Annotated in this window: 21 protein-coding genes and 2 pseudogenes; 11 read left to right on the top strand and 12 right to left on the bottom strand. The window is 41.9% G+C overall.

From position 1 onward, the window contains the following. Positions 1-124 precede the first annotated feature (124 nt). From ACQY3F_RS10145 to ACQY3F_RS10130, 4 genes are all read right to left on the bottom strand, one after another. Entirely contained in the window at positions 125-1,486 is a 1,362-nt protein-coding gene (locus tag ACQY3F_RS10145; RefSeq protein WP_428352972.1) for an IS1380 family transposase, read from the bottom strand. A 92-nt stretch (positions 1,487-1,578) separates the two neighbouring features. Further along, entirely contained in the window at positions 1,579-2,484 is a 906-nt protein-coding gene (locus ACQY3F_RS10140; protein ID WP_428354721.1) for an IS3 family transposase, read from the bottom strand. Next, positions 2,448-2,951, bottom strand: coding sequence for a transposase (locus tag ACQY3F_RS10135; RefSeq protein WP_428354722.1), 504 nt, complete (start codon positions 2,949-2,951; stop codon positions 2,448-2,450). The genes ACQY3F_RS10140 and ACQY3F_RS10135 overlap by 37 nt, the downstream gene beginning before the upstream one ends. 22 nt (positions 2,952-2,973) lie before the next feature. Next, a complete protein-coding gene (locus tag ACQY3F_RS10130) occupies positions 2,974-3,552 on the bottom strand; it encodes a hypothetical protein (RefSeq protein ID WP_428354734.1) in 579 nt (192 codons plus the stop codon). A 369-nt stretch (positions 3,553-3,921) separates the two neighbouring features. Here ACQY3F_RS10130 and ACQY3F_RS10125 point away from each other — a divergent pair, with 369 nt between their 5' ends. From ACQY3F_RS10125 to ACQY3F_RS10115, 3 genes are all read left to right on the top strand, one after another. Further along, complete coding sequence (locus tag ACQY3F_RS10125; protein WP_428354732.1) at positions 3,922-4,278, top strand: DUF2782 domain-containing protein; 357 nt, start codon at positions 3,922-3,924, stop codon at positions 4,276-4,278. 4 nt (positions 4,279-4,282) lie between these two features. Beyond that, positions 4,283-5,227, top strand: coding sequence for a homoserine kinase (locus tag ACQY3F_RS10120; RefSeq protein ID WP_428354731.1), 945 nt, complete (start codon positions 4,283-4,285; stop codon positions 5,225-5,227). Positions 5,228-5,498: 271 nt separating this feature from the next. Further along, positions 5,499-5,885, top strand: coding sequence for a hypothetical protein (locus tag ACQY3F_RS10115; protein WP_428354730.1), 387 nt, complete (start codon positions 5,499-5,501; stop codon positions 5,883-5,885). Between the two features lie 39 nt (positions 5,886-5,924). On the opposite strand, the gene bluB is transcribed toward ACQY3F_RS10115, so the two are convergent. The 6 genes from bluB to ACQY3F_RS10085 form a co-directional block, all read right to left on the bottom strand. Then, positions 5,925-6,569 (bottom strand): 5,6-dimethylbenzimidazole synthase, encoded by a 645-nt coding sequence (gene bluB, locus ACQY3F_RS10110; RefSeq protein ID WP_428354729.1) that lies wholly within the window; start codon positions 6,567-6,569, stop codon positions 5,925-5,927. Continuing rightward, complete coding sequence (locus ACQY3F_RS10105; protein WP_428354728.1) at positions 6,562-7,296, bottom strand: adenosylcobinamide-GDP ribazoletransferase; 735 nt, start codon at positions 7,294-7,296, stop codon at positions 6,562-6,564. Before ACQY3F_RS10105 ends, bluB begins: the two co-directional genes overlap by 8 nt. A 39-nt stretch (positions 7,297-7,335) precedes the next feature. Then, on the bottom strand, positions 7,336-7,755 hold the full coding sequence (locus tag ACQY3F_RS10100; RefSeq protein ID WP_428354727.1) for a TM2 domain-containing protein: 420 nt from the start codon (positions 7,753-7,755) through the stop codon (positions 7,336-7,338). Positions 7,756-8,250: 495 nt separating this feature from the next. Continuing rightward, on the bottom strand, positions 8,251-8,673 hold the full coding sequence (locus ACQY3F_RS10095; protein ID WP_428354726.1) for a helix-turn-helix domain-containing protein: 423 nt from the start codon (positions 8,671-8,673) through the stop codon (positions 8,251-8,253). 393 nt (positions 8,674-9,066) lie between these two features. Further along, positions 9,067-9,939, bottom strand: a complete 873-nt coding sequence (locus ACQY3F_RS10090) for an IS1634 family transposase (RefSeq protein WP_428354725.1) — start codon at positions 9,937-9,939, stop codon at positions 9,067-9,069. After that, a complete protein-coding gene (locus tag ACQY3F_RS10085) occupies positions 9,911-10,498 on the bottom strand; it encodes an IS1634 family transposase (RefSeq protein WP_428354724.1) in 588 nt (195 codons plus the stop codon). Before ACQY3F_RS10085 ends, ACQY3F_RS10090 begins: the two co-directional genes overlap by 29 nt. Before the next feature lie 217 nt (positions 10,499-10,715). Here ACQY3F_RS10085 and ACQY3F_RS10080 point away from each other — a divergent pair, with 217 nt between their 5' ends. Both ACQY3F_RS10080 and ACQY3F_RS10075 read left to right on the top strand, forming a co-directional pair. Beyond that, positions 10,716-11,219: a transposase gene (locus ACQY3F_RS10080; RefSeq protein ID WP_428354722.1), complete on the top strand. Its 504-nt coding sequence runs from the start codon at positions 10,716-10,718 to the stop codon at positions 11,217-11,219. Further along, complete coding sequence (locus tag ACQY3F_RS10075; protein WP_428354721.1) at positions 11,183-12,088, top strand: IS3 family transposase; 906 nt, start codon at positions 11,183-11,185, stop codon at positions 12,086-12,088. The genes ACQY3F_RS10080 and ACQY3F_RS10075 overlap by 37 nt, the downstream gene beginning before the upstream one ends. 230 nt (positions 12,089-12,318) lie before the next feature. Here ACQY3F_RS10075 and ACQY3F_RS10070 read toward each other — a convergent pair whose 3' ends face one another. Next, on the bottom strand, positions 12,319-13,680 hold the full coding sequence (locus tag ACQY3F_RS10070) for an IS1380 family transposase (RefSeq protein WP_428352972.1): 1,362 nt from the start codon (positions 13,678-13,680) through the stop codon (positions 12,319-12,321). A gap of 83 nt (positions 13,681-13,763) precedes the next feature. Between ACQY3F_RS10070 and ACQY3F_RS10065 the strand changes: the two genes are divergently transcribed. Continuing rightward, entirely contained in the window at positions 13,764-13,988 is a 225-nt protein-coding gene (locus ACQY3F_RS10065) for a hypothetical protein (protein ID WP_428354720.1), read from the top strand. A 158-nt stretch (positions 13,989-14,146) separates the two neighbouring features. Here the strand turns inward: ACQY3F_RS10065 and ACQY3F_RS10060 are convergent, their stop codons facing one another. After that, positions 14,147-14,380: a hypothetical protein gene (locus tag ACQY3F_RS10060; protein WP_428354719.1), complete on the bottom strand. Its 234-nt coding sequence runs from the start codon at positions 14,378-14,380 to the stop codon at positions 14,147-14,149. Between the two features lie 134 nt (positions 14,381-14,514). Here ACQY3F_RS10060 and ACQY3F_RS10055 point away from each other — a divergent pair. From ACQY3F_RS10055 to ACQY3F_RS10035, 5 genes and pseudogenes are all read left to right on the top strand, one after another. Beyond that, positions 14,515-15,186, top strand: a pseudogene (locus tag ACQY3F_RS10055) (IS110 family transposase); the annotation flags it as partial. 220 nt (positions 15,187-15,406) lie between these two features. Next, entirely contained in the window at positions 15,407-16,903 is a 1,497-nt protein-coding gene (locus ACQY3F_RS10050; protein WP_428354718.1) for an ISNCY family transposase, read from the top strand. A gap of 182 nt (positions 16,904-17,085) precedes the next feature. Then, positions 17,086-17,466 (top strand): annotated as a pseudogene (locus ACQY3F_RS10045) (transposase); the annotation flags it as partial. Positions 17,467-17,867: 401 nt separating this feature from the next. Next, the gene (locus ACQY3F_RS10040) at positions 17,868-18,074 is read left to right on the top strand and encodes a hypothetical protein (protein ID WP_428354716.1); all 207 of its coding nucleotides are present in this window, start codon (positions 17,868-17,870) and stop codon (positions 18,072-18,074) included. A gap of 528 nt (positions 18,075-18,602) precedes the next feature. Next, the gene (locus ACQY3F_RS10035) at positions 18,603-18,878 is read left to right on the top strand and encodes a hypothetical protein (protein ID WP_428354715.1); all 276 of its coding nucleotides are present in this window, start codon (positions 18,603-18,605) and stop codon (positions 18,876-18,878) included. Positions 18,879-18,921: the final 43 nt, after the last annotated feature.

The following is an 18,921-nucleotide window of genomic DNA, read 5'->3' as shown; positions in this document are numbered from 1 at the left end:
CAGATTTAAATCATAAATAGAGGAAATTTTTTGTATCGTATGGATATCCCCCGAGCCCAAGGCAATAAACACCCTGCCAACGTGCCATGACCTTTTAATCAAAGTGACTTAACTTCGGTTAATGTTAAGCGAGTAACCCCACCTTAACCCAATCATCCCATTCCTGTGGATAGAGCGGATCTGCAGGTGTTCTGACTCTCAGCTGATTATTGCCTGTGAGTAATTTTCCAGCCACCCGAATCAGATAAGTACGAAGTGTATCCGGCTCCCATTGGCACAACGTTTTGTTGCCACTCAATTGAGCCATCCAGCGCACGGTATTGTAGGCAAGAACGGCGCAATGAAATAATGCGGCATTAGCCAGAAATTGATTCGTTCTGATTTTACCTAAACCCATTTGTGATTTTGCTTCTTCAATCCATGTTTCGCACGTCGCTCGTTCACCATACTTCTTATGTGTTTGCCAAGGCGATAGAGGTTCAGTTGTTACATAACAAAAATAGTCATATTCTGCCGTATCCCAAAGCTCGGACTGAGGTCCTGTCACTTGTTTAGGTTGCTTTATCCTGACCGCGACAAACTGACGAGAGCGAGACCAGCCACCACAACGATATTGAAACTCGCTCTGCTCCCAACCGGGTCGGCCTTGTATGGCTGTCCAGGCCTGTTTGGCCAGCAATGCGTTCAAATTCTTAAGTTTAACCTTTATTAGATACCCATGCCCTCTGGTATCGAGAAATTCAAGCAAATCACCGACAAAATAACCACTGTCACCGCGAAAAATAATGCGCATCCGATTGGGCAAGTGTGCAAGTAACTGTTTGGTAAATTCTACAACACCATTGCTTGTAAAGGCATTGCCTGTCCGGAACCAGGCTTGTAAAATTTCTTTTGTTTCCGCTAGAAAAGCGAGTTGTGGATGGTATGAACGGGCACCTTTCTTTTTGGGGTTGAAGCCTTTGGCACTTCCTTCTTGTCGACCACAAACGGTGTCCACAGTTGAATCGACATCGACCCACTGGACGGATTGTATGCCAGTTTTCGATTTTCCGGAACGAAGCAATCGCCGCCAGTGTTGACCACGCAAAGTATGCGTGAGCGTTTCAAACTGGCTTATCTGCCTATCACTTACTTCTTTAAAGATCCGTAAAATTGTGGTTTCAACAGGAATCTTTATCCAGCCAGCTACTTTGCGCAGTACGCTATCTGCCCATACGGTCGTCACCTTTGCCATTGATGTTGCTCCCCCCATCATGCCAACCAACGTCAATAGAACCACATCAGATAAGTGATGGTCTGCATTTTCACCCCGCCGATGTGGAACGCTTTGTTTTACGGTTTTTTCAAAACCTATCCTGTCTAAATATTTCACGACGGGAATCAGTCCCGCCTGGCTTGTCAATCCATGTGCTGTAGATGTCATTTTTACCGTTCGGGTACGGTTTCTTACGTGAGATGAGGATTTTGATACTTTAGAGGGCTTCATTAAAACAATGAGATAGTGAAATCAGGAAAATGATATTATATCATTGTTTAATAAGGAGTTTTGTGGATTATTATGTATAATGCTTGCAGGATTTAGGTTACATATTTAATCGTACTGTGTTGATGCTCATTGTTATACCAATCTACAAACTGTTCCACCCAGTGCCTTGCTTCGTGTAGGTTGACAAAGGGGGCTTCTGGAAAGGTGTAATGGTATTTGACCGTTTTAAATAGAGACTCCGAATAGGGGTTATCATTACTAACACGTGGCCTGCTGTACGATGGACTGATTTCCAGATCTATCATTTTTGCTCTTAACGTTGCACCTTTCATCGGGCTTCCATTGTCGGAATGAATTACCAACTGGTTTTTATCTATTTTTTCTCGGTAGACAATATCTTCTATTAAATCAGCAGCATGAGAACTTGATTCACAATCATGAGCCTGCCAGCCAACTATTTTTCGGCTATAAATATCCATCACCATATACAAATAATAGTACTGTCCCTTTACCGGGCTTAATAAATAGGTAATATCCCATGAATAGATTTCATTGGCTGCAGTCGCTTTTAGTGACCGGGGTTTCTTGCGCTGAGCTGCTGTCCCTTTACCTCTGTGTTTAAGTAGATTATGCGCCTTCATTACTCGGTAAAATGTTGATTCTGATGCAATATAGTGACCTGAATCTAATAAAGTAGGTACTATTTGATAAGGGGTTAACGTGCTATATTCTGGCAGGTTAATGACCTTTAATATTTCTTGCGTAACGGCCTCTGATAGCTTGTTGTGTGCAGGGGTATCATTATAAATTCTTTGGTCTTCTGATAATTTCTCACCCTGATTCCATCGTTGATAAGTACGGGCAGTAATGCCAACAAGCTCGCAAGCCAGCTGTTGTCTTGCTCCATTTTGTACCGCCTCATTAACGAGTGCACAGTATTGTTTGCGATCTGGGTAGGAGATTAATCGACCTCCGTTTCCCCCCAGATCGCTTGGCACTTTTTTGATAACACCAGTAAAGCCGCCGTTTCAGAGAGAGCTCTGTCCTTACGATTGAGCTCTTTCTGTAGTCGTTTATTTTCTTGTTTGAGTTTTTTTTGTTCCTGCCTGGAGGTAGAATTAGATGCTTGATGTTCTGATAAAAAATCTGATTTCCATTCCTGAACATGATGCGGGTAAATTCCATTTTCTCGGCAGTAAGAGCTAAGATGCTCATCGTTCAGGCCGTGACAGTCCATTACAGCCTCAAGACGTTGTGCTTTAGTCCAGCTCTGTGGGCTTTTTTCAGTTGACATATTTGTTTCAGGATTTTCTAGTTTATTTTCCTTGGCTAATCGGATCCATCTTTGAAGTGTTGAATAACCAATATGTAAATTATCGGCAATATCGTGAAGCGTTTGTTCGTCACGTTTGGATAATGCTTTTTCTACAGATTGTACTTTAAATTCTTGGCTATATATGGCCATTTCTGTCTCCTAATATTAATTTTTACAGGCGACAGGTATGTTGACATAGGGGGATACTGAAGACAATGGTCGAGACAGCCTCATCTAATTCAGGCAAAGTATATGTCCAGTCTTCTTCTTTTGCCTGGGCAATTCCTCCCACCCAGTCCGCCATATTCTGGATGTAGGATTTGGCGAGTTTGCGATTATGGTAGGCTTGAAAATCGTGGCGAACTGCTTGTGCGTTCATATGAACATATTTATGTGAAACCTGTTTAGCTAACCGAGGAGTTCCCCCTCGGATGATACGCGCTTGCTCTTCCAGTGGACACCATACTTTACCGCCTTTTGAGGTTTGGTAGGTATAACGCTTAATCTCTACTACACCATAAGGCGTTTGATACTTTTTTTCACTGGCTTCCTTGGCTGTCCATTTTATACTTCCAGTCTGGAGTGCCCTCCCATCTGTATCAAAGTTTTTCAATGCTTTTTCGGTCGCTAGCAATCCTACTTCGTTGCAGGCATTTTGAATGGTATCTTCTGCTTCCAAAAGAGAACCATCTATATTAACTTTAACTTGTATTGTAAGTTCGTTTCCAGTGCGTGAAATTAAGTGTGCCATGAATTAAACAACTCTCCTGATTTATTATCAGTGAGTTATAGCATATATCTATAAGAAACATCAAGTAAAGGCTCCACCCTTTAGAAGTTTAGAAGCCACCTAACTCGCTGATTCTAGGTAGTATGTGTTGGTCGAATATTTACCATAATTATAGTGCAAGTTTGAATTAATATAATACTTTAAAAAAATTTAGATTCACCGTAGGTTAATTTGGCATTTTTTGGAAGTGCAGTGGAATCAAAAGCTTGCGCTAAAAACTGTAATCGCGAGAAGTATAACAGTGGAAAAGGCATACTTTGATAAATTCCGCAAATTGTGGCATCTGTGGGTATAATAAAGTAACTTTTTAATTTTATACGGATGACTAGTATGCTTCGTTACCTATTAGTGTGTTTATTGGTATTTTCCACGACAGCTGGGGCTGAAGAGAAAATTCCTGAAGAGCAAACTTCTGAAGCAATTGACTCTTCAGAAATACCAGAAATGCCAATGCCTGTCCAAGATGGTGAACCCATGGACGCGGATATTACCATTACCCGGCGAGGTGAAAAAACCATTCATGAGTACCGGGTTAATGGCAAAATCTATAAAATTAAAGTGATTCCGGATATAGGCCCGGCTTATTATTTTGTTGATCATGATGGTGATGGTGAAATGGAAGAAGTGAGTGAAAGCGACCTGAATAGTTTAAGTAAAATAAATCAATGGACGCTGTTTAGCTGGTAAACTATTGTCTGTCTACACATCCCTTTCCCGAACAGAAATTGAGTCTGTATTAAGTCGCTTCCATCTCTCTCAGCTGATTCGCTATTCCGGCATAAGTGCCGGCATAGAAAACACCAATTATTTAATCCAGACTGCGCAAGGTGATTTCGTATTAACTTTATATGAGCACTTTGCAGTCACAGAGATAAAGCAGTATCTGAATTTGCTAGGGCAATTAGCGGAGCATGCAAGTTACTATCCGCTGCCGCTTGCAGATACACAACATCAATATTTACAGCGAATAGCAGAAAAGCCAGCCGCGCTGTTTGCATGTTTACCTGGAAAGTCAGTTGAATATCCCTCTCATGCGCAGTTAAAAGCAGTTGCTGAGGCACTGGCGCGTTTTCATCAACATAGTTCAAACCTTACTTTTAATAAAATGAATCCGCGTAATATGCAGTGGATGCAAGAGAGTGCACTACAAGTGAGTCCTGATTTATCAGAGCAGGATGCCAAGCTACTAGACGATGAACTGAGCTATCAGCGACAGTACACCACCCTGCATTTACCTCAGGGCATCATTCATGCTGATTTATTTAAAGATAATGTGCTGTTTGCGGGAGATAGCTTAACCGCCATGCTGGATTTTTATGTGGCTTGCAGAGACTGTTATTTACTGGATATAGCCATTGCATTAAACGACTGGTGTGTGGATCAGAACGGTCAGTATAGCTATGTGCAACACCGCGTTTTTATTGCTGCGTATCAGCAAGTCAGAGTGTTGGATCAGCAGGAAGAAAACTACCTGCCGGTATTATTGCGTCGCGCCTGCTTAAGGTTCTGGCTGTCTCGCCTGGAGCATAAGCTTAATCCACGAGAAGGAGAAATGACGCAGGAAAAAGATCCGCAATTTTTTAAAAAATTATTATTACAACACCGGCAATTTAATAGTCAGCAAGAAACCTCTTGAATAATCCTGGAAAAAACAGTTGAGCGCGGAATTGTGGTGCAACATATTGAATTAATAATACTTTCAAAAAAAATTAGCTTCACACCATAGGTGTGTGGGCATTTTTTGGAAGTGCTGTGGGATCAATAGATTGCGCTAGAAACCGTGAGCAACTGATTTTTCTAGGATAATACGCTTTATAGATGGCAACTGCGTGGTACAATCGAATACTCATACTTAGAGCGGAAAACAGCCCAGAGTATTATTATAATAAATATAAAAGGAGAGGTTTATGTTGAAACTAAAACAAGCTTTATTGGCAGTTGTAGTACTTTTATTCTCAATTTCTGCCAATGCAGAAGTTTTATTAGAGGATAACTCAAAAATTTTGGGTACATGGACGTTGTATGCAGAAGCAGCCCAGTTACATAAAGAGAAGGTAGAGCTTTTTTCTGTTTGGGATTTTAGAACAGATGGCATCATTCACACTGAATCGGAAGATCGCTTTGGACGTACAAAAACGCTAAAGATTGATTTAAAATACGCAGTCGAAAACGGTAAAGTCATGAAACAAAAAAACCCGGGTCGTTCAAAAATGGATACCTGTTCAATTGTGAAGATGGAGGGTCGTGAAATGATTATGAAATGCCCATTCGTTTATTTGTTTTTCAGAAGATAATAACTACAGGTATTGGGGGAGTGGGCCTACGCTTGCCCCCTATGCTGACCAATAATTCTCGCTGATAAAATCCTCCAGGTCACCGGGCTCTGCCCAGTTCTCCAATTCCAGCATCGGTCTGGAATAAAACTCTTCAACATGGCCAAGACAAAGAATAGCAATAGGCTGGCTGCCTTCCGGCATCTTCAATAGATTAGCTAATTGCTCAGGATCAAATAAAGAAACCCAGCCCATACCCAGCCCTTCGGCTCTGGCAGCAAGCCAGATATTTTGTATGGCACAGGCCGTGGAAGCAATATCCATTGCAGGTAAAGTTCGCCGGCCAAAAATATGCTGCTCTCGCTTATCCGGTAGCGCAACCACTAATAACTCGGCACATTCCAGAATACCCTCCACCTTAAGTCTCATAAACTCATCCTGACGCTCGCCTAATGCTTTTGCAGTCAGTTGACGTTCCTGATCGACTAACTGGTAGACGGCATGGCGTAAATCTGAATCGCTGATTCTGATAAAACGCCAGGGCTGCATAAGCCCGACACTGCCTGCCTGATGGGCGGCTTGTAATAGCCGAGCTAGAGTTTCGGCGGGTACTGCTTTATCAATAAAGTGGCGCATATCTCGGCGCTCTGCTATAGCGCGGTACACACCGGAAATTTCGGCGTCAGAAAATTTATGCTTATCCATAAGCTAGGGCCAGACTGACTAAAACTGCAGCCTCTACCAGTTCAACACTGGCACCATAAACATCGCCAGTCACGCCCTGAATACGTTGCATGGCAAGGTGGCGAAGCCAGTAAATCAGCAAAATCACAGTGAGCAGAGTATAAATATTTAACAGCCAGGCGCACAGCAGTAAAGAAGCGCAGACAATTAACCCGGCGGCAAATCGGGGCAGATGTATTTGCATGGCATTGCCCAGGCCATTTGTACTAATATACGGTGTGCTCAGCATTAACATTAAAATACTCAAACGGCCTAAAAATGGGGTAAGCAGAAGAAAGCCCAGCGTAAGATCAACTTGCAGCAAGCTTTGTATGGCGGCCCATTTTAATAGCAGAACCAACAGCAGCATAATCACTGCAATAGGTCCTGCGGCAGGGTCTTTCATAATCTTTAAACTGCGTTGCTGATCGCCCAGACCACCCGCCCAGGCATCACTACAATCAGCCAGCCCATCTAGGTGTAGACCGCCGGTTAACAATACCCAGGTAGATAAGATAATAGCCGCATTGAGAGCAAAGCTTTGGGCGGGCAACAGCCAGGTAAGCAATAACAACAGGGTGCCGATCAACAAACCGACCAAAGGGTAGAACAGCACCGATTGGCCGAGCCTTTGCTCAGTAACAGGAATGTTGATATTTAACGGAATACGCGTGAGAAACTGTGCCGCGAGCGCAAAAGAAGCAAGCATATAAATACCTGTGATAATCCTGATTGCGCTAATAGTTTATTACTTTAAAGGCCTGCCTTGCTGGTCTTTATAAATCTTACCTGTATACAGTAAAAAAGCATCCACACAAGGCCAGATTATGCCAAAGCCTACGGTGACAATACAGAAAATAGTTTGCACTACAGCCAACTTATAAAAGCCCAGATACCAGCGATGGCCGCCAAAAAGCCCCGTTAAAGGAAATAGCGCTAAAGCGATAGCAGTTCTGCGAGATTTTACCGCTTCCTGATGATCCAGATAGCTACCAATCAGAGTAACCATCGTGGCGTTTTCGCCTTCATCCTCAAACAGGACATCAGAATCAATAATAGGCGCAACAGGTTCACTCCAGTCATTGACATGAAATTCGTAAAATTGCTCATCGCTTTTAATTACACCCGTCTGAGTGTCCTCATCGTAACTTTTAATTTTTCCAATCATGACCTAAACCCTTTTCAAGAATGCGCTGATTTTACTACACTTAAACTTAAAAAGGGGATTAAAGTAAAGTCACAGCATCCTCATATGGTGTGTTGTAGCCTGTATGGAGCCAGTAGAGTACAGAGATAGGAGCTCATATTGCATATGGGATATCTCTACGATCTTCTCATAACGATCTTTAGCCATTTCATATATGCTCTGAAATGCCAGCTCGGAAGTGGGTTCGACAGTGACCGATGCTATGGCGACCAAAACCAGCATCACGTCCAGTATTTCAACCAGGGTGAGAAATCTGTTTATTGTTTGCTTATTTAATTCATAGTGTTTTCTAGTTTCCACGCTCTGCGTGGGAATTCATGAGGGAACGCTCTGCGTTCTGCGATACCGAGCATCGCATGTTGCGTTTCCACACGGCCCGCGGGAACAAGGACGTGATGCTAGCGGAACTCTGCATGGTTAAAGCCTTTAAACAGCGTTAAAAATATGATCTTTAAATCAAACCATACGCCATATCTTATGATCGGAGACTCCCGTTAAACCACTCACATTGTAAACTGGCATAGCTTTGCATAATTGAATTGATAACGCCTCAAATAATAGCGTGAAACCTGAAACCTTGCCTTCCCAAGGAGTGGGGATGAGTCTGACTTTTCCATCATCACGTTTAATTCTGGGAACTCGTGCATGTAAATGGCACTCATATTCAAAAAAATTTAAATGTTGCCAGCTTTTTTGAACGGTATCATAAGCTTTATACTGCTTTACTTCCTTATCACCTGCATCCGGATCTGCAAAAGTACTTCCTCGCTTAAAGTCTATCTGTATATCAAGTCGTTTTTCTTCAGCATTAAAATCAATGGATTTAATCAGCCAAGGTGAAGTAATATGGAGTGCTTTTTGAAACAATTCTGTTATCATAAAAAAACGGATTTAGGTGACTTATAAGGACTGTTAATTATAATTTACCCACTCATTTTTCAAAAGAGCCAAAAATGACAAGTAAAATGTTAGATTAATGATACTTGGGTACTTATGCAGGTTCGTGCTGCGCATGAAGTTTATGCAATGCGGGAAACAGGGGGTACGAATATCCCATATTGCGCAAGCTCCATAGCGGGCTACCAGGCATTTTAAACAAGGTTATACCAAATCTGGATAACTTATTTAGCCATTTGGCCCACGGCAGAGCGCAAATGTTGTTGACTTAACCCATCTTTCGATTTCAGTGACAACAACTCATTTAAAAACAATTAGATACGCACAATCTGGCCTTGGTGTTGGCACTACAGATTTTTTTATTTTGAATTAAAGCTAAATCAATGTTTTTTTAACACCTCCTGGCTGCGCTGAAATTTCCAGTGCTTTATAAATGACGGATTGTCGTGGCTCTGCATTCGTTGCTTTCCTTAGATGAATGGCTTTTCCATCTTCCCGCCGTAAAACAACGGTAATGCGTTGCTGGTTTTCCATTGTCCGCCGAATCGTCTGCCAGCTATCATTAATATGTTCAGCTTTGAGTTGATAACGAAGCGTCTGGACGAGATGATAGGCAATGAGAGTGATAAAGATATGCCCATTAACCCGTTCTTCTTTTCGATGGTAGATAGGGCGTAGCCCGAGTTCACTTTTCAGACTGCGAAAAACACTTTCTAGATCGGTTAGCAGGGTGTAGGTGCGCCAGAGCGTTTCTTCATTCCAGTCGGTCAGGTTGGTGCGTAAGCAATAGACACCGGGGTGGGTTGCCTGCGAGTTGGCTTTTTCCACACGCTTCCAGCTGATTGAGTTGGCCTTGTCTCCTTCATCATCAGGTACGACCGTTACTTCATAGTGCTGTGCTGCACGCGCGTATTTTTCCTTTATGCGTCCCAGCCGTTCTAACACTTTTGTATAATTTTTTGTGGTTCCTTTTTTGCTCAATCTAGCATGCAGGCTGTTGAGTGCGGTTTCATATTTTTCTGAAAAACTATCCTGCATGGCCTGTTCTTTCTTTTCCCTGAGTTGCGAGTGACAGTACAGTTCAACTTCTCCAGTCTCTTCTACAGTCACTTTTTGAACTTTTACGCGTTGCCCCGGAATATCTTTGATCAGAGTTGCCTTTTCTTCATCGAAATCCCGCTTGCGTTTGCGTGAGACAACAATATAGTGAAAGCCATGCTCAATGAAGATACTGGATGTTTTCTTCACTGGCAATGCCTGCATCAAGTATCACAGTGGATCCTGTTCGCCCTTCCAGTCCTTCAAGTATGGTTTGCAGGGTTTGTGGTTCACTTGCATTACCTGGGAAGATCTGGCTTTTACGTGGAAAGCCACTGCCATCAAGCACCAGCCCTAATGTAACCAGGGGACAGTCACTGCGCTTTTCCTTGGAGCGGCCTCTTTGGGCGGCTGGGTTTGTTTTGGCTTCGCCTTCAAAGAAGGTATTTGTCAGATCATAAAGCGTGATAGTTTCACTGAAGCTGAACAGATCCCGTTCTTGCTGATATAAATGGGTTTCAATGGCTTCCCGGTGTTTCCATAATTGGTCGGATACCTGATACAGACGATCCAGCCCCATGTCTTCGAAGTCATAGTCGATTAACTCACCGAGGCCGCTGGTTGTCTGCAGCCAGCCGTGTGTGGCTAATTCACTTGCAGGACAGGCCATGCGAGCAATGATAGTACCGAGGGAGGCGGCAAGCTGGTGCTGGTTAAATCCCAGAGATTTCAATTTATCATCCAGGGTTAACTGCCTTACCGCGTGCAACGCTATTTGCTCGACTCCCACACGGCGCGGTCGTACAAGCTCTAAACTGCCGATATCAACGGTCTCAAAGTGAACGCTATCGTCAAGGGTTGTACTTCGGGATGTGATGATTTGAGTGGCGTAATATTGTGCCCGTGTTTCGAGTGATTCCTCTAGGTCAATAGCCCCCTATGTCAACATACCTGTCGCCTGTAAAAATTAATATTAGGAGACAGAAATGGCCATATATAGCCAAGAATTTAAAGTACAATCTGTAGAAAAAGCATTATCCAAACGTGACGAACAAACGCTTCACGATATTGCCGATAATTTACATATTGGTTATTCAACACTTCAAAGATGGATCCGATTAGCCAAGGAAAATAAACTAGAAAATCCTGAAACAAATATGTCAACTGAAAAAAGCCCACAGAGCTGGACTAAAGCACAACGTCTTGAGGCTGTAATGGACTGTCACGGCCTGAACGATGAGCATCTTAGCTCTTACTGCCGAGAAAATGGAATTTACCCGCATCATGTTCAGGAATGGAAATCAGATTTTTTATCAGAACATCAAGCATCTAATTCTACCTCCAGGCAGGAACAAAAAAAACTCAAACAAGAAAATAAACGACTACAGAAAGAGCTCAATCGTAAGGACAGAGCTCTCTCTGAAACGGCGGCTTTACTGGTGTTATCAAAAAAGTGCCAAGCGATCTGGGGGGAAACGGAGGTCGATTAATCTCCTACCCAGATCGCAAACAATACTGTGCACTCGTTAATGAGGCGGTACAAAATGGAGCAAGACAACAGCTGGCTTGCGAGCTTGTTGGCATTACTGCCCGTACTTATCAACGATGGAATCAGGGTGAGAAATTATCAGAAGACCAAAGAATTTATAATGATACCCCTGCACACAACAAGCTATCAGAGGCCGTTACGCAAGAAATATTAAAGGTCATTAACCTGCCAGAATATAGCACGTTAACCCCTTATCAAATAGTACCTACTTTATTAGATTCAGGTCACTATATTGCATCAGAATCAACATTTTACCGAGTAATGAAGGCGCATAATCTACTTAAACACAGAGGTAAAGGGACAGCAGCTCAGCGCAAGAAACCCCGGTCACTAAAAGCGACTGCAGCCAATGAAATCTATTCATGGGATATTACCTATTTATTAAGCCCGGTAAAGGGACAGTACTATTATTTGTATATGGTGATGGATATTTATAGCCGAAAAATAGTTGGCTGGCAGGCTCATGATTGTGAATCAAGTTCTCATGCTGCTGATTTAATAGAAGATATTGTCTACCGAGAAAAAATAGATAAAAACCAGTTGGTAATTCATTCCGACAATGGAAGCCCGATGAAAGGTGCAACGTTAAGAGCAAAAATGATAGATCTGGAAATCAGTCCATCGTACAGCAGGCCACGTGTTAGTAATGATAACCCCTATTCGGAGTCTCTATTTAAAACGGTCAAATACCATTACACCTTTCCAGAAGCCCCCTTTGTCAACCTACACGAAGCAAGGCACTGGGTGGAACAGTTTGTAGATTGGTATAACAATGAGCATCAACACAGTACGATTAAATATGTAACCTAAATCCTGCAAGCCCATATTTTGACTCTCATTAACCTGTCTAGCTAAGTGGTTATTAGGTTTTTACTGCCGCTTTGCCAGCCCTCTTTGTCCAACCGATCAAAATATCCAGATTTAAATCATAAATAGAGGAAATTTTTTGTATCGTATGGATATCCCCCGAGCCCAAGGCAATAAACACCCTGCCAACGTGCCATGACCTTTTAATCAAAGTGACTTAACTTCGGTTAATGTTAAGCGAGTAACCCCACCTTAACCCAATCATCCCATTCCTGTGGATAGAGCGGATCTGCAGGTGTTCTGACTCTCAGCTGATTATTGCCTGTGAGTAATTTTCCAGCCACCCGAATCAGATAAGTACGAAGTGTATCCGGCTCCCATTGGCACAACGTTTTGTTGCCACTCAATTGAGCCATCCAGCGCACGGTATTGTAGGCAAGAACGGCGCAATGAAATAATGCGGCATTAGCCAGAAATTGATTCGTTCTGATTTTACCTAAACCCATTTGTGATTTTGCTTCTTCAATCCATGTTTCGCACGTCGCTCGTTCACCATACTTCTTATGTGTTTGCCAAGGCGATAGAGGTTCAGTTGTTACATAACAAAAATAGTCATATTCTGCCGTATCCCAAAGCTCGGACTGAGGTCCTGTCACTTGTTTAGGTTGCTTTATCCTGACCGCGACAAACTGACGAGAGCGAGACCAGCCACCACAACGATATTGAAACTCGCTCTGCTCCCAACCGGGTCGGCCTTGTATGGCTGTCCAGGCCTGTTTGGCCAGCAATGCGTTCAAATTCTTAAGTTTAACCTTTATTAGATACCCATGCCCTCTGGTATCGAGAAATTCAAGCAAATCACCGACAAAATAACCACTGTCACCGCGAAAAATAATGCGCATCCGATTGGGCAAGTGTGCAAGTAACTGTTTGGTAAATTCTACAACACCATTGCTTGTAAAGGCATTGCCTGTCCGGAACCAGGCTTGTAAAATTTCTTTTGTTTCCGCTAGAAAAGCGAGTTGTGGATGGTATGAACGGGCACCTTTCTTTTTGGGGTTGAAGCCTTTGGCACTTCCTTCTTGTCGACCACAAACGGTGTCCACAGTTGAATCGACATCGACCCACTGGACGGATTGTATGCCAGTTTTCGATTTTCCGGAACGAAGCAATCGCCGCCAGTGTTGACCACGCAAAGTATGCGTGAGCGTTTCAAACTGGCTTATCTGCCTATCACTTACTTCTTTAAAGATCCGTAAAATTGTGGTTTCAACAGGAATCTTTATCCAGCCAGCTACTTTGCGCAGTACGCTATCTGCCCATACGGTCGTCACCTTTGCCATTGATGTTGCTCCCCCCATCATGCCAACCAACGTCAATAGAACCACATCAGATAAGTGATGGTCTGCATTTTCACCCCGCCGATGTGGAACGCTTTGTTTTACGGTTTTTTCAAAACCTATCCTGTCTAAATATTTCACGACGGGAATCAGTCCCGCCTGGCTTGTCAATCCATGTGCTGTAGATGTCATTTTTACCGTTCGGGTACGGTTTCTTACGTGAGATGAGGATTTTGATACTTTAGAGGGCTTCATTAAAACAATGAGATAGTGAAATCAGGAAAATGATATTATATCATTGTTTAATAAGGAGTTTTGTGGATTATTATGTATAATGCTTGCAGGATTTAGGTGTAACACCTAATCAACGCCATAAGGGCTTAGATAGTGCAATTCTAGAGAAGAGAAAGAGTGTTATCGAGCAAGCGAAGGAATGTCATCCTGAGCGCTGGAATGGGCGTAACACAAGGAATTTAGACCCTATAAAAACTGTTTTTCTGAATCCTGATAAGGATGAAATCAGCTCGGCAGAAAACGAATTACAGTTGAAAAATATCGCTTAAGTTAACAGTAAAGCAATCGGCGACATAAGCCGCCCATTACCCTTGACAGTCATCGGCTCCTCAGCCTGTACTGTAAGAATATTATATCATTACCCTTGCTTAAATACCTTGGGGGTTTGGGGGCAAAGCCCCCATGAACTTGCGTAGCAAGTTTTATATCACAAAAATGCGACAGGTTGGTTGACATATAGCGATAGTGAGCCAGTCAGTAATTGATCAATACGACTTGATAATGACTTCCACTGGGACTTGGGCACATCGAAGAAACGACCCAGATTAAGCAGGGTACGTTGCTTGACCTTGCCATCAATTCGCTCGGACTCAACTAGCCGAAACGTTTTGTAGGTCTCGCCAGTTGCCTTGGTTCGGGTCGTTGTGCATCGGATATACATACTTGAATTTTTCCATAAAAATCAAGTAAATGCAGCTATTTTTGTTATGTTATGGCACTACGCTTTGCTTGAAAATGCAAATGTTTGTAATGATTAGGTTTTTATTTTTTTATCCTATTAAAATAGACCTGTTAGTGGTTTTTGAGCGAAAAACGACTGAACATGGGTTAGCAAAAGAAGTTATTCAAGTTTGTATTTATACAAACAAAAAGGTGCATTCCAATAAAGAAATGACACATAACGAATTTCTTCACTGGCTTTTTAAAACCAAGCCAAGCATCACTATATTTGAAGCATGTGGCACATCAAACTACTGGAAACAAAGAGCGATTGAAGCAGGGCACCATGCACGTCTTATTTCGGCTAAATTAGTAGCAACCGTCAGGCAGAACCAGAAAACAGATAAAAATGATGCACTGGCCATTGTTCAGGCCGCTCAACTTCCTGAAATAAGGTTTATAGACGGTAAGAATGAAAAACAGCAACAATTACAGTCTGTATTACGTTTACGAGAGCTTTCAATTAAGCAAAAAACAGCTTTAAATAATCAGCTGAAAGCTTTATTGCTTGAATTTAATATTCGGATATCGACTAAAAATGGTGGCTTAAAAGGCGTTGTCACATCGGTATTAGAAGATGCAGAAAATGGTTTTTCCTGTGAGTTCAGGCAGGCTTTAGATATCGCCTGGAAGCAGTATTCGCAATTATTGGAATCAATTCGAGTCTACGATGAGTGTTTAGAATCCTCTATAAACGAGCATAAGGATTGCAAACGCTTACTGAAACTTGAAGGCGTAGGTAGTGTTTGAACGGAAATAACTAAATTCCCTTTAAAATCAGATAACTATGCTATAATAACAGCTAATAAAACGATTGAAGATTAAAAAATCGCCATTTTAGTATTTTTCATACAAAACACATAAGTCACTGTTTTTAAATAGGTCTTTTTACCCAGAAAGTGCATTGGCAAATACCGAACCTTTAATTCCAGCCCTCTATTAGCAAAACTTCGCCGCAAAAAAAACCATGAGAAATGTCATATCATCACAACTGGAAATAGGACAAGTCGATATTGCCAACATCGTCATTGATGTCACATCACGCGATGATATTCCACTCATCCTGCTGGGCTTGCAACACATCTATACAACTGGCCCTTTAAAAGAAGCTGTTTTCAAAATTCTTCAAGAAGTCATCCCGCGCAAGAACAAAAAAGGCAGTGATGAAACAGCTGCCGTCTCATCAAATAAAGGTCGTCCCGGCATGGAACAGTGGCGTATTCTGGTATTAGGCACCTTACGGGTAGCACTCGGTGCTGACTTCGATCGTATCCAGGAACTCGCCAACGAACATCGAACGCTCAGAATGATGCTAGGGCACGGTACTTTTGATGACAAAAACTATCGCTTACAAACCCTAAGAGATAATCTAAAGTTATTTACACCTGAGATCATGGATCGCATTAATACTGAAGTCATTCGCTCGGGTTATCAGTTGCTTAATTTAGAGTCCACTGCATCCATTCAGGGGCGTTGCGATTCATTTGTCTTAAAAACCGATGTTCACTTTCCAACCGACATTAACTTGCTTTACGATGTGATGAGGGTCTTATTCCGTCAGTGTGTTTACTGGTGCCAGGAACACGACCTTCCCGATTGGCGGCAGCATAAACATAACCTCACTGAATTCAAACGACAATATAGACGGATTCAAAAGCTGCGTCATTCCACCTCGAAGGACGAAAAGAAAAAACGGGCTCAGGCCGATTTGATTTGTAACGCACATCAGGTTTATATTGATTTAGCTCAAAAGTACCTGAACCGAGTCACTCAAAGTTATGCGTTATTAATAAGCACCTATAAGGTTCCAGAAGTCCTATTGCTTAAGATGCAAACCTTTCTCCAGCATGGCGATCGACAAGTCGATCAGATCAGACGACGCGTCATTGAGGGAGAAACCATCCCTCATGATGAAAAAGTATTTTCCCTGTTTCAGCCACATACCGAATGGATTAGCAAAGGCAAGGCAGGGGTTCCCGTTGAATTAGGTATACGCGTCTGTATAGTTGAAGACTACCACGGATTCATACTGCATCATAAGGTCATGCAAAAAGAAACGGATGATAAAATAGCCATAGGTATGGTTGAAGCGACACAAGCGAAATTTCCAGCGTTCAATGCGTGTAGTTTTGACAAAGGCTTTCATAGCAAGAGCAATCAAAGTGGGCTGAAAGAGATACTTGATGAAGTGACTTTGCCGAAAAAAGGGAAATTATCGGTCAAGGACAAGGAACGTGAATATGCCGATCAATTTAAACAGGCCAAAAAGAAACACTCAGCTGTTGAGTCGGCCATTAATGCATTGCAGGTTCATGGATTGAGTCAATGTCGGGACCATGGAATTGATGGTTTTGAACGCTATACCGCACTGGCTGTATTATCAAGGAACATACAAAAAGTGGGCGCAATTAAACGAGATATGGAACGACAACGATTGGCCAAAGAAAAAAAGAAAGCCGCTTAAGTTTTTTAAAGAAAGTGGCCTTACTGAGGGATTAGTATGTCTGAAAAGTGGCACAATAGCATTGTGCTGAGCAAATTCGTAATAATGGGTGGATTGTTATCTCAACTAAGCCAAATCGGAAAATATTATGGTAGATTGGGTGTGATGTTTTTTTAAAAAACTGACTTTTCGTTCAGGCACTAGGTATATTGAATGCCATTAATCTCTACATTGCCTTGGGGTGTGCCGAGTTGGGTGCCTTTAAAAAAGGGAAAGATGCCTCGGCTTGTATTGGGTTAACACCGTTACAATATTCCTCTGGGGGAAAAACGAACCTCGGGTCTATTGGCCGGTATGTGAAAAATAGTACGCTTAGAAGTCAGCTCATTACAGGTGCCATGTCAGCAGTAAGTCAGGTTGTAAAAAGAGAGGCAAAGACCAAAAAGAATGCATGGATACAAGGATTAGTTGAGCGTCGAGGTAAAAAATGTGCGGCTGTCGCATTGGCTAATAAAACAGCGAGAACGGCTTATGCCATGCTCACTCAATGCACAGAATACAAAGCAGAGCTACTCGCTGTTTAAAAAGAGTTCCAACAATAAAAAATGCAAAATCGAAGATAAAAATCAGCGTGTTAAATCAGTACGTAACAAAGAGCTTCGAGCTCGCTGAATAGATTTGAAAACACGTTCGCGTAAATATCATAGAGCCTGAGTTAGCTACTCTATATAGAGCTCGTACATAAGTACGAATTTATTTCCAGGTGCCTAAACTTATAGTCAGTAAGTTTTTAATAGCTGATAAAAAGACGCTTTTGCAATGAGGATAGGACGGATAGCGACAATAGATATAATTTGGTTCGCTCCGATAGGTGGTTAAAGGTATAATAACTTTAATATAATTAAACAAAACTATAATGTTTTTCCAGACACTTGATATGCCAAGGGTCTGGTCGATTTAAACTAACTGGGCATGGAGATAAAAAATGAAAAAAATAATCGCTGGTTTAGGGTTGATGTTACTAAGTACTGTTTTATATGCTAAACCTTATGTGTGTGTTGCTTATACGGATGGTGTTGCTAGCGAAGAACCTATGACGGTTAATGCAACTAAAACACCTATTGCCGAAGATAAAGCTTATGATCGCTTAAGAAAGAAAGGCAAAAAAGTAGATTACGTGAAGTGTAAATAATTCAATTTTTGCTTCAATAAAATCTGGATGATGCTTTTAAACTAATAAAAGTATTATCTCAGATAAATAAGGCCGTTATAACCGACTGTACTTTTAAGAGTACAATCAGTTAAACGGCCTTTTTTTTCGGAATTTTTTCCTGCACAACTAGATTTACTGTGCGCTACCTTCTAACCCTTTTTGCATAATTATAAATTGTAGGCGATGGGTACCTCAGGTAGTAAAGTAGATTTGGCAAAGCCTGCTTAAGGTAGAGTTTAAAAACAACGGTTTTTACAGAACTCCTTGATGTTGAACTACACTATAGAGGTATTGCAAAATTATTGGCAGGTATTAAATAATTTAAGCCTGATGTTATAGTCATGCACAGCCAGCAGTCAATTAAAACAGCAGTTAGCAGTAAAGATCAGGCAAAGGCTCAACTCTTTGTCGTTCAGCTCTATTCTAGAATGAGAATAATTTATGAAAAATATGATACGTGGTTTTTGTATTTCGTGCCTAGCTGTTATTATTTCTGCTTGTGCTACTATGACAATTGAAGGTGATGGCGATAAAACACCTTGCTCTAAGACCGGGACCCATACTGTACATGGTTCATTTTATGGCTTCGTCTGGGCCCAGCCTGATGTCGATAAGTGTGAGAATGGTCGAGGCCTGTATCGGGCGCGTTACCATACCAACCTAGGCTATGTGTTAGCGCCAGTTTTTTCCTTGGGGCTGTATGTTCCACAGACCGTTGAATGGTGGTGCGATGGTAGAACAAATGATGAAGGTGAAGAAGAATATCAACCAGAATCACTGTAACAGGAGAAAAAAGTGACTTCCACACGTAACTTAATCGTAAGCG

This window comes from Methyloprofundus sp. (assembly GCF_965251085.1).
GTDB lineage: Bacteria > Pseudomonadota > Gammaproteobacteria > Methylococcales > Methylomonadaceae > Methyloprofundus.
Note: the sequence above shows the minus strand (reverse complement) of the source record. Positions and strands in the feature narration are given on the sequence as shown.